Origin of the sequence: Staphylococcus sp. GDX8P80P (assembly GCF_017893095.1) — a bacterium.
Lineage (GTDB): Bacteria > Bacillota > Bacilli > Staphylococcales > Staphylococcaceae > Staphylococcus > Staphylococcus borealis.
Window position 1 is genome coordinate 1 of record NZ_JAESMI010000040.1, and the last position, 12,097, is coordinate 12,097.

The window sequence follows — 12,097 nt, forward strand, 5'->3', positions numbered from 1 at the left end:
TAGAGATATTTGCGCTCTTTTTGTATAAAAAATGCGGTTAATGAAACAATCAATTTGTTTCATTAACCGCATTTCTCTTAGAACCAATATAAAAAGGAGTGGAACAGAACTCAATTAGAGTTCATTGTTCCACCCCTTACGAGGATGACTGGCTTTGAGAACAGTTGCATTAACCTTCATTCTCAATTCAATTCGCTACTGCAACATTGCGATGTAGCTTACATTTATTTTTTTAGACAGGTTTCATTTTAAAGTAACGCGATAAAGTTATATACAACGTTAAAATTTTAACTAACCTTTCGCTACCTCATCTTCAATGTATTTTGTAATTCCAGGCTCTACACTTTCTAGTGCTTGTTCTGAAATTTCGATTGAGCGTTTATAACGATTATTCTTAAATAAGCGTTCTGCCTCATTTAAACTTTTATCTACATTATTATGATCCTTACGATAACGGTTTCCGTATTGAATTAAGCGCTCTGCATATACCGCATTTATCAATACATCGTTTGCTTCATCTTCAAATGTATTCATTTGAATAACAATTTTAGCAACTTTATCTTTAAGTTGTTTTACGTGGATTGGGCGTTCACTAAATTGATCATTTGTCTCGCGTACTTCATGATCAATTTCATTTTTCATAATAATGAAGCGTTCAGGCACACTCGTTAAGTTTGAAGCTAAAAGTCGACGATAAACTTCTTCTTTTTTAGATTGGATACGTAAAAGGTTATCTTCTGCTTCAGCTTCATCCTCTCTCAATTGGATGAGATGATTTTGTAATTTTTCTTGGTCCTCGTTAATGACTTTAACATGATCGTCTAAATATTCTAAGTTGTCTTTGACTTCACTATAGCGGACTGCAGATTTTGCCATCTCTTTAAGAATGTCATCATAAACAGCGACTAAGTTTTGAATTTCGTTCTCATGTTGTCTAATACTATGAACATCACTTTCGTTAATGAAGTAATTTTCACGAATATAGTCGATCTCAGTACGTAAAGTATAGTTCATTTCACGTGCTTTAAATAATTCATCAGTGATTTGTTCTTTAGTTTCTTCAACTTCATTTTTTGCTTTGACTTCATGTTCAATTAAATCATACATTTCATCAAGCTTATCATTGATTTGTTCTAATTTATCATTTGCATTATCTAACTCAAGACGACTAATCATCGGCTCCACAAAATTTAACTCTGTTTTTAAACTTTGCAATGTACCATCAATTTTGACATGATCTAAATCATAGCCATTCATCTTCAAATCACGACAACCATATTTTAAATCTTGGAACTGACCAGGAAGTTCTTTTTGCGCTTCTCGAATTAATTCCGGAATTTCTTCCATATATTCTTGAATTTCTTCCATCGATTCATTTAGCCCCATAATGTGGTTGTGTGCTTGAACATAATTACCATCTGCTTTAAGTAATTCATACTGTTCAAGTTCTGGTTCAAATGATTCTATTCTCTTTTCAAGAGGTGATGCAGCATCACCAAACTGATGTCTGTTTGCTAAAACATCACGTTTCATTTCTCGATAATTCGTTTTACATTTTTCAAAAACTTGATCGTTTTCTTTATGTAAAGCTACGATTTCATTTACTTCTTCAACTTGTTGTTGGTAGCCAGCCTCATATTTGTCCATTAACTCATGTGCGTCATCAATGTCACTTTGTGCTCCAGAAAATTGAAACTTATCAAGTTGAATTTCGGCATCGTGGATTTTCTCTTCCACAGGTGCTAAGTAGTTGTTTGTATAATCTAAGGTGTCTTGCTTAAAGGCATCATATTTCGTTCTAGTTTCACCTTTTAAATTGAATGCAGAAAGTTGTTTTAAATTTTCTTCAAAAGGTAATTTTTGAACTTTTAATTTACGTTCTTCAGCGTCTTCAACAACTTTTCGTTTATTGGAACGCAAATAAAACATGATTCCTACAATGATTAAAACAATGACAATTATTGCTAATATTGTGTATAAAACCATCTCATTCTCCTCCTATATTATCATCATTATAACGCAATTACCGCTTTCATTAAAATAGTAAATGAATGAATTGATAGAATAAATTTTTCCATTTATAATTTTAATAAAAATAACAAATGAGGTATGTGTATGCCAATAATAAAAGAAACAAATTACAATCTATTAATGAAACAGCTACAAAGTTTAATTGAAGATGAACAAAATCTTATTGCCATTTTAAGTAATACATCAGCCCTTTTAAACGATAATTTAGACCAAATCAATTGGGTCGGCTTTTATCTTATTGATAATGACGAGCTTATCCTTGGCCCTTTCCAAGGTCATCCAGCGTGTGTTCATATTGCAATTGGTAAAGGTGTTTGTGGTACTGCAGTAGCAGAGAATCAAACACAATTAGTTAAAGATGTTCATGCTTTTCCAGGCCATATTGCATGTGATGCAAATAGTAAATCAGAAATTGTTATTCCTATCCACGTTAACAACGACATTATAGGTGTTTTAGATATCGATGCACCAATTAAAGACCGATTTACAATAGAAGATCAGCAAGGTTTAGAAAATATTGTTCAAGTTCTCGAAAAACAACTAACGAATTAATTAAAAAGTATTGACACATTGATAAATACTGTTACAATGGATTTTGTGTGAATTAACGAAAATAGCAGTTGTATATCAATAAGCTCTATGTTGTTCCCAATGCGGACGTGTCGCGTAACTGACGCTATAAGGTGAAGACACATAAAACAACATATCCTATTGGGCATGCAACACTCTTTTTTGTTTATTCATAACAACAAAAAAGAAAAAGGAGGAGTCTTAATATGGCTCGATTCAGAGGTTCAAACTGGAAAAAATCTCGTCGTTTAGGTATCTCATTAAGCGGTACTGGTAAAGAATTAGAAAAACGTCCTTACGCACCAGGACAACATGGTCCAAACCAACGTAAAAAATTATCAGAATATGGTTTACAATTACGTGAAAAACAAAAATTACGTTATTTATATGGCATGACTGAAAGACAATTCCGTAACACATTTGACATCGCTGGTAAACAACACGGTGTACACGGTGAAAACTTCATGATTTTATTAGCTAGTCGTTTAGACGCAGTTGTATATTCATTAGGTTTAGCTCGTACACGTCGTCAAGCTCGTCAATTAGTTGGTCACGGTCACGTTGAAGTAGATGGTCGTCGTGTTGACATCCCATCTTACTCATTAAAACCTGGTCAAGTTATCACTGTACGTGAAAAATCACAAAACTTAGACATCATCAAAGAATCTGTTGAAATTAACAATTTCGTACCAGAATACTTAGACTTTGATGCAGATAGCTTAAAAGGTACTTTCGTACGCTTCCCTGAACGTAGCGAATTACCAGCTGAAATCAATGAACAATTAATCGTTGAGTACTACTCAAGATAAGTTCATAACAATGAACAACCACCCTTCCTCATGGAATGGGTGGTTTTTTAAATTTCGCTTAATTCTATAACTTAAAGAGAGCTTCAGGTAAATCAGATATGATGCCATCTACACCTAGACGTATTAGTTTTTTTGCATCTTTCGAGTGATTGACAGTGTAAGGTATAACTTTCAATGAATGACGGTGTGCATTTTTAATAAATTTAGAAGTAACTAATTTATAATTAGGATTAATAAAATCCGCGTACTGTGATATTGCTTCAAAATCCGGAGCTTTATACCAATATTTCTTTCTACTAACAAGTAACCCTAATGGGTACACACTTCCTAATGACCTTAATCGCTTCACAGATGTGTCATCAAACGATTGAATAATCGCTTTATGCTCAGGCACATTATAAGCTTTCAGTGCTTTTAGAACAGCTTCTTCAATACCCGGATACTGATGTGGCACTTTTATTTCAATGAGTAACGTTTTTGAATAGTTTTTACTTAAGGATAATACGTCTTCAAATTTAGAAATTTTTGTATTTATAAAAGAAGGATTATGTTTTATCCCAAAATCAAATGTTGATAATTCTTCAAATGTGTAGTCTTTGACTTTACCTTTACCATTAGAAGTACGATCGATAGTATCGTCATGTATAACGACTAAATGATGATCTTTACTAAAATGTACATCAATTTCTAACATATCAACATGTTGCATTAATGCAGCCTTAAAACTTATTAGTGTATTTTCTGGAAATTGATTAGATAAACCACGATGCGCAACGATTTGAAATGCTTGATTCGGTCTATTTATTTTCATTGAAGTCACCTTTCTTTAATTATGTCACACTTTAAACTACACTAAAGTTACCATAATATAACTGGAGGTCAAACATAAATGGTTAAGCATGACTTTAAAGTACAAACCCAATGTCGTGGAGGTCGCGAAGAAGTTGGAACTGTTAGTGGCGATGTGATTACTGAACAAATTTCCATACCTGCCCCACTCGGCGGTAACGGAACAGGTACTAATCCTGACGAATTACTCGTTTCTGCCGCATCTTCTTGTTATATCATCTCTTTAGCAGCTACATTAGAAAGAGCCAAATTTACCAATATTCAAATTACAAATGATTCGATAGGTTCTGCCCTCTTTGAAAATGGCAAATTCAAGATGGCGACGATTTCACATTATCCAAAAATTTTAGTCACTTCATCAGAAAAGGAAAAACTTGAAAATCGACTCCCTAAATTATTAGAAGTCGCAGATAATAACTGTATGATATCAAATGCGATTCGTAATAATGTAGAAATTCAAATTCAAGCAACCATACAATAAGCAACATCAATCACCATTAGCCTAACAATGTGCCGGTGATTGCACTTTTAAATTATCAGAATATTTGGTAAAATGGTAAAATCTTATACCGTGGGAGGAAAATTAATGAATTATTATGAACCACTATTATTAACACCAGGACCTACGCCAGTACCAAATGAAATTAATCATGCATTAGGATTGCCAATGGTCGGTCATCGCTCTCCAGATTTTGAAATTATCGCCAAAAAAGCCGTTAACAACTTGAAGCCCATTTTTGGTACTGATAATGAGGTTATGATTTTAACATCAAGTGGGACAAGTGTCTTAGAAGCAAGCATGTTGAATATCGTCAATCCTGATGATCATTTCGTCGTTATTGTGTCAGGTGCATTTGGTAATCGTTTCAAACAAATTGCAGAAACGTATTACACGAATGTCCATATTTATAACGTAGAATGGGGACAGCCCGTTAATGTAAATGATTTTATGACATATCTCAATAATTTAGAACATACAATTACAGCTGTATTTACACAATTCTGTGAAACTTCAACTGCTGTTTTACATCCTGTAGCCGAATTAGGTAAGGCGTTGAAACTATTCAATCAAGCTATCTATTTCATAGTAGATGGTGTTAGTTGTATTGGTGCAGTCGATATTGATTTGAAACGCGATTACATTGATGTTTTAGTTTCTGGAAGCCAAAAAGCAATCATGCTACCGCCTGGACTAGCCTTCGTAGCTTATTCTAACCGTGCATTGCAACGTTTCCAAGAAGTAACGACACCACGCTTTTACTTAAATTTAAATAAATACTTTGATTCATTGCAGCAGGACTCAACCCCTTTCACACCAAATGTTGGATTATTTAGAGCCGTTAACGCTTATGCTGACTTAATTAATGCTGAAGGCTTTGAAAACACAATTAAACGTCATTACATTATTAGAGATGGTTTAAGAGCGGCATTACGTGCGTTAGATTTGGAACTTTTAGTTGAAGATGATTTCGCTTCCCCTACGGTAACATCGTTTATACCAACAGATAAAGACGAACTGACTCATATCAAGTCAACGTTAAAAACAAAATTCAATATCACTATCGCTGGAGGTCAAGGAAAATTAAAAGGAAAGATTTTACGCATTGGACATATGGGTAAAGTATCTCCTTTCGATATTCTAGCTGTCGTGAGTGCATTAGAAGTCATACTTACTGATTATCGTCAGACAAATTATATTGGACAAGGTATAACAAAATTTTCAGAGGTGATTCATAGTGAAGCATAACATTCTAGTCTCAGATCCTATTTCAACTGATGGTTTACAAAGTTTATTAAACCATCCTGATTTCAACGTAGATATTAAGACGGATTTAGATGAACAAGCATTAATCAATATTATAGGTGATTATGAAGGCTTAATCGTTCGAAGCCAAACTCAAGTTACCCAACAAGTGATTAAACACGCTAGTAGCTTGAAAGTGATTGCACGAGCTGGTGTTGGTGTGGACAATATTGATATTGATGCAGCAACACTACAAGGTATACTTGTAATTAATGCACCTGATGGAAATACCATCTCTGCAACAGAACACTCAGTAGCGATGATTTTAGCGATGGCTCGTAATATCCCTCAAGCGCACGCATCTTTAAAAAATAAAGCGTGGAATCGTAAAGCATTCAAAGGGGTAGAACTGTATCAAAAAACATTAGGTGTCATTGGGGCTGGACGAATTGGTATCGGTGTAGCACAACGCCTTCAAAGTTTCGGTATGAACGTATTAGCTTATGACCCCTACCTTACTGAAGATAAAGCTCAACAACTCGGTGTTAAACTTGCTACTATTGACGAAATCGCAAAGCAAGCTGACTTTGTAACTGTTCATACACCATTAACACCTAAAACAAAAGGTATCGTTAATGCGGAATTCTTTTCAAAAGCAAAGCCAACATTACAAATTATTAATGTTGCTCGAGGTGGCATTATCGATGAAGAAGCATTATTGCATGCACTGAATCACAACCAAATTGCGCGTGCTGCACTAGATGTCTTTGAACATGAACCACCTACCGATTCACCGCTAATAGATCACGAGAAAATTATTTTGACACCGCATTTAGGCGCATCAACAGTAGAAGCTCAAGAAAAAGTTGCAGTTTCAGTTTCAGAAGAAATAATAGATATTTTGGAAAAAGGAAACGTCACTCATGCAGTCAATGCACCTAAAATTAGTTTCAATGATATAGATGACATAACACAACAATGGATTGATATTGGTGAGTTATCTGGTGAATTAGCCATTCAATTGATTGATGGTGCACCAAGAGAAATCAAAGTCACATTCAATGGTGATGTAGCCAAACAAGAAACAGATTTAATTACACGTTCAATTGTTAAGCGAATATTAGAACAAGATTTAGGTAACCGTGTCAATATCATTAATGCATTCGCACTATTAAATGAACAAGGTGTTACACGAAACGTAGAGAAACGAGCATCACAAGGTACTTTCAACAATTATATTCAAGTTCACTTAATTAGTGATTCAGAAGAAGTTAAAATTGGTGCCACTGTCATTGCTGGTTTCGGAGCACGCATTGTACGTATTAATAATTACTCAGTTGACTTTAAACCTAATGCTTATCAACTTGTTTCTTATCATGATGATAAACCTGGCATCGTTGGTTTGACTGGCCAATTATTAGGTGAACATCATATAAATATTGCATCAATGTCATTAGGAAGAAATGAACAAGGTGGCCAAGCCATGATGGTATTATCTATTGACCAATCCGTCACAGAGGAAATCATTGAAGCATTATACCGCTTAGGTGGTTTTAATAAAATTTACGGTACTACGCTTTCAGTTAAATAATTTATCTGTAGTTAAGATTAAACATCTTATGAATCCACATGATTATACCCCTTAATGATTGATTTCGTTATATCATTAAGGGGTTTTTAATATTTATAATTTACAATTTAAACACTTAAAATTTTAACTTTAGCATAAAATATCTTTAATTAAACCTATATGGTCGACGATATAATCCGCTTCATAATGTTCTAATTCCTCACGTGCGTCTTGCCCTTTCAACCCTGTTAATGTACCAATAAATGTGGCACCTATTTGCTTAGCACAAAATAAATCTGCCAATGAATCTCCAACAATCACTATATCTTCTTTATTAACTATGTGATTTTGTTCCGTGATGTACTGTTTATAATTTTCTTTTTTATTTCCATTTAACGTCGCAATATAACAAAACGGATTGGGCTTGCCAAGTGGTACAAAGTCAGGATAGTCATTCTCAGCTTGCATTACGTCACTTGCAGTCACAATATGTTGTTCTGAAAAGAATGATTTAATTCCAAGTGATTCAAATGGTACTAACGTTTCAGTTCTAGGTCTACCTGTGGCAATAGCAAGATGATAGCCTTTCTCTTGTAACATGTTAAGTAATGATTGAATTTCTTCAACAGGTCTTAGCACAGTTTCGTGATAAATAAAGCCGTCTATGCCATTTAGCGTCGATTGCTTTTGTTCGACTTGTTCAAATAAGTTAGATCCTAAGTATAACTCTTGGTATACGTCTCTCGTAAGATACCATAATGGTCCTTTTAGCTTGAAGAAACTCGCATCTTTAACACTTAACTGCTCCATCGCATAGCGTTCTAGTTCTGCATAAATATTATCTTTACCACTTTGACTTTGATTCATAAACGCAATAGGCAATTCATAATTAATTTGATACGCTTTGTCGATGAATGGTTGAATTTCGCGCATACTTCTAGCAGAGATATGACTTTCGCTTAATACCTCTTCTCGTTCTTGTAATGAAAGTTGTTTCAACAGTTGTATAAAGTGAATACTAAAAACGACAAATAACATATCCCAATTTGAATTTAATCCCATCGATTTTAACCGATTTAGAATGATATCATTTTTAAAAATATTGTTGCGTATTTTAGTAATACGTTGGTCATTTAATTCATTTAGTTTAAAAGATTTCCCCATACCTAAAAATTGTTCACTTTTAAGTAATGTTTCAATTGTTAGTGCTGACGTATCAAAGCAACGTTCTTCACTTAAGAATACACCATCTACATCAAATAGTATTGATTTCATAGCTTTTTCGCTCCATTATTTTCGAATATTCTGATACTTATAATCTTAACGCCTTCACACTTAATGTCAATATTGCTATTATAAAAAAACTGATGAATTATAGGTGCCTCCTAAAATTCATCAGTTAGTTGAACAACATATATTTATCAATATGCTTATATCTTATCAAATCACTAAGACATATTTTGTCTGTCGACGTACTTTTAAAATGATTCTCTTCAATTTATAGTTGTTTTTCTATTTCATCCGCAACTTGTTGTACGTGTGTGCCGATGATGACTTGTGCTGAATGTTGACCACTTTTTGTCACACCTACTGCGCCAGCATTTCTAATTTTTTGTTCATCAATTATGGAATTATCTTTTAATTCCATTCTTAATCTTGTAGCACAATTTGTTAGCGTAGTAATATTTTCACTACCACCTAACCCCTCAAGAATTTGACTTGCAGATTGATAATACTTACTTTTACTTGATGAAGCTTTTGTATCTTCATTTTCAGTTGTATTAGCTGTAGGATCCGCTAATAAATTATCGCCACGTCCAATTGTATTAAGATTAAATATTTTAATAACAAATCTAAAGATAAAGTAATATAGCGCGAAAAATACAATCCCTTGAACCAGAATCATTAACGGGTGGTTAGCCACAGGATTAATTAACGATAATGCATAATCGATTAAGCCTGCACTAAATGAAAAGCCTGCTGTCCAGTGGAATAATGCAGCAACAAATAATGATAAACCTGTTAATAACGCATGAATCACAAATAATACTGGTGCAACAAACATAAACGCAAATTCAATCGGTTCTGTTACGCCGACCATAAATGCTGAAATAGCACTTGCTACAAACCAACCATACACTTGTTTCTTCTGACTTGATTCAGCAGTATGATACATTGCTAGCGCTGCGGCAGGCATACCAAACATCATAATTGGGAAAAATCCTGCTTGATATCGACCAGTAATACCTTTAATAGCATCTTGTCCAGTTTGGAACTTGCCGATATCATTTATGCCTGCTGTATCAAACCAGAACACTGCATTTAATGCATGGTGAAGTCCAGTAGGAATTAATAGTCGGTTGAAGAAGCCGTATAAAAATGCCCCAAATGGTCCAAAACCAATTAGCCATTTACCAAAAGCTACAATTGCAGAGTAAATAAATGGCCAAGCAAATAGTAAAATCGCAATTAAAAATGTACAATAAAAAACAGTCATAATTGGAACTAAACGCTTACCACTAAAGAATGATAATGCTGTTGGTAATTCAACATCACTGAATTTGTTATAACAGTATGCTGCAATTAATCCTATAATAATACCTATAAATACATTTGAATTATCCATCTTACTAAATCCATCGTTGACAGCACTTACTTTGATGTTAAATAATGGTGCGATGAACTCTGGAGATAATACTTTTACAACCAGTGCATATCCTAATGCTCCTGCTAATGCTACTGCACCATCGTTTTTCTTAGCCATGCCTATTGCTACACCAATTGCGAAGATAAGACCAAGTTGGCCCAATATGGCTGATCCTACAGTAGTGAAGAATAGTGATATTGTTGGTAAAACATTTAATGCTTTAAGCAAATTACCGATACCAACAATAATTGCGCCTGCAGGTAATACAGCAACAGGCAGCATTAAGGATCTACCTAATTTTTGAAAAAACTTAAACATTCCGTTCACTCCCAATACGTACGATATTCAATTATTTTATCGATAACTATACTATGTATACAGTTCCTTTATTAATTTACCATAAATGTAAGCGGTTTTGATGTGTCAATTTTAAATCATTTTATGAAATTTATTATTATTAAATTATCAAAAATATTTCTCTTTCTGATAATTTTAATTAGGTTTTATTAAAATGAAAAGGGAGCGGAACAGAATTCTTTTGAATTCGTCGTCCACTCCCGCATGGATGACTAGAACTGAGAAAAGCTTGATTTAAGCGCCTTCTCAGTTCAGTCAGCTACTGCGAATTTGATAAATAGCATTACTATATAATTTATGTCCCAGACTACTTTTTCAAATCAAAATTATACACAAAGATTTAAATTGTTTGAGAATTTCTATTTATTAGTATTGAAACGTTTAAATGTTAATAATGAACCAGCTGCTAATAATACTGAAGCGATGATAGTAACTAAATTAGCATTAGATTGTTCGCCTGATTCAGGTAATGCTTTTGTTGTAGCTTGATTTTGTTGTTGTGTATTACTATTTTCTTCACCAACAGTTGAATTTTGAGTTTGATTGTTTTGTGAAGGCGCATTATCATTAGTTGCTTGATTTTTTTGTTCATTATTTGAATTGTCATTTGCAACATTATTAGATGTATTTTCTTGTGTTGTATCAAATTGATAGTAGCCTACATTAGTCATTTCTCCGTTTTCAGTTCCAGCAGCTGCACCTGATCCAACTTTAACTAAACCGTCTTTGTAAACTTCAATAGCACCTGAACCATGTCCAGACTTATTACCAAAAAGAATTAAATAATAATCCCCCTTATCTTGTGGTTTATTAAAATTTAGTTTCTCTGGACTGTCCCCATGTTCCGCCAAAACACTACTTCCAATGGCTACAGCATTGTTAGCTGTTACTTCACTTTCAGCAGCGTTTGCTTGATGTACTCCCACTCCTGCAAATAACAATGCTCCTGCTAAAGTTGATGATGCTAAAATATTTGCTTTTTTCATATTTAAAGCCCCCTAGTTTATAAATAAAATACGAGATTGATAAATATTCATGTAATTCTATGTTGTACACAAATTTATATTAACATCATTTTGTAGCTACATTTTTAATTTATTTTAAATACTTATCAAAAATGCCCGTTGATTGAAAAATCGTATTGTTTGAATACTTATTCTTGTTTTTGAGCTTACTTAAATCCTTTATCAAATAACTTACTGGTTTTCAATTTAGACTTATTTACATAAGTAATTTTCAAACTCTGTCTTAGCCCCTCTTGTGCTGACGTGTTTAATATTACAATACTACATTTGATCTTAATTAAATCATTGTAAATCAAGGGTCCGGGACATAAGGCTCTTGGATAAGTAAATAAAGACAATTTCTTTTGAAATAATATAGAAATTGTCTTTATTATAATTTTTTTGATTATTTTCAGCTCGTTGAGCTGTTACTTTTCTTATATTAAGAGTCTGGGACATAAATAATATAATAATACTATTTAGCAAATTCGCAGTAGTTGACTGAACTGAGAAGGC

Annotated in this window: 11 protein-coding genes; 5 read left to right on the forward strand and 6 right to left on the reverse strand. The window is 33.5% G+C overall.

Annotated elements, in window-relative coordinates:
* Positions 1-291: 291 nt before the first annotated feature.
* Positions 292-1,986: a septation ring formation regulator EzrA gene (gene ezrA, locus KA858_RS04980; RefSeq protein WP_053029630.1), complete on the reverse strand. Its 1,695-nt coding sequence runs from the start codon at positions 1,984-1,986 to the stop codon at positions 292-294.
* Between the two features lie 129 nt (positions 1,987-2,115).
* Between ezrA and KA858_RS04985 the strand changes: the two genes are divergently transcribed.
* Both KA858_RS04985 and rpsD read left to right on the forward strand, forming a co-directional pair.
* A complete protein-coding gene (locus KA858_RS04985) occupies positions 2,116-2,583 on the forward strand; it encodes a GAF domain-containing protein (protein WP_053029631.1) in 468 nt (155 codons plus the stop codon).
* A 224-nt stretch (positions 2,584-2,807) separates the two neighbouring features.
* A complete protein-coding gene (gene rpsD, locus KA858_RS04990) occupies positions 2,808-3,410 on the forward strand; it encodes a 30S ribosomal protein S4 (protein WP_011275505.1) in 603 nt (200 codons plus the stop codon).
* A gap of 64 nt (positions 3,411-3,474) precedes the next feature.
* Here the strand turns inward: rpsD and KA858_RS04995 are convergent, their stop codons facing one another.
* Positions 3,475-4,221, reverse strand: a complete 747-nt coding sequence (locus KA858_RS04995) for a glycerophosphodiester phosphodiesterase (protein WP_210135158.1) — start codon at positions 4,219-4,221, stop codon at positions 3,475-3,477.
* A 78-nt stretch (positions 4,222-4,299) separates the two neighbouring features.
* Between KA858_RS04995 and KA858_RS05000 the strand changes: the two genes are divergently transcribed.
* The 3 genes from KA858_RS05000 (at position 4,300) to serA (ending at position 7,594) form a co-directional block, all read left to right on the forward strand.
* Positions 4,300-4,740, forward strand: a complete 441-nt coding sequence (locus KA858_RS05000) for an OsmC family protein (protein ID WP_210135159.1) — start codon at positions 4,300-4,302, stop codon at positions 4,738-4,740.
* A 105-nt stretch (positions 4,741-4,845) separates the two neighbouring features.
* Positions 4,846-6,006, forward strand: a complete 1,161-nt coding sequence (locus tag KA858_RS05005; RefSeq protein WP_210135160.1) for a pyridoxal-phosphate-dependent aminotransferase family protein — start codon at positions 4,846-4,848, stop codon at positions 6,004-6,006.
* A complete protein-coding gene (gene serA, locus KA858_RS05010) occupies positions 5,996-7,594 on the forward strand; it encodes a phosphoglycerate dehydrogenase (RefSeq protein WP_210135161.1) in 1,599 nt (532 codons plus the stop codon). The genes KA858_RS05005 and serA overlap by 11 nt, the downstream gene beginning before the upstream one ends.
* A gap of 129 nt (positions 7,595-7,723) precedes the next feature.
* On the opposite strand, the gene KA858_RS05015 is transcribed toward serA, so the two are convergent.
* From KA858_RS05015 to KA858_RS13080, 4 genes are all read right to left on the reverse strand, one after another.
* Positions 7,724-8,848 carry an HAD family hydrolase gene (locus KA858_RS05015; protein WP_210135162.1) on the reverse strand — a complete coding sequence of 375 codons (1,125 nt, stop codon included), beginning with the start codon at positions 8,846-8,848 and terminating at the stop codon, positions 7,724-7,726.
* A gap of 223 nt (positions 8,849-9,071) precedes the next feature.
* Positions 9,072-10,538, reverse strand: a complete 1,467-nt coding sequence (nagE, locus tag KA858_RS05020) for an N-acetylglucosamine-specific PTS transporter subunit IIBC (RefSeq protein ID WP_210135163.1) — start codon at positions 10,536-10,538, stop codon at positions 9,072-9,074.
* A 398-nt stretch (positions 10,539-10,936) separates the two neighbouring features.
* On the reverse strand, positions 10,937-11,563 hold the full coding sequence (locus KA858_RS05025) for an LPXTG cell wall anchor domain-containing protein (protein ID WP_210135164.1): 627 nt from the start codon (positions 11,561-11,563) through the stop codon (positions 10,937-10,939).
* A gap of 321 nt (positions 11,564-11,884) precedes the next feature.
* Positions 11,885-12,097 (reverse strand): hypothetical protein (locus tag KA858_RS13080; RefSeq protein ID WP_481906468.1); only part of this gene is annotated, 213 nt, incomplete at its 5' end.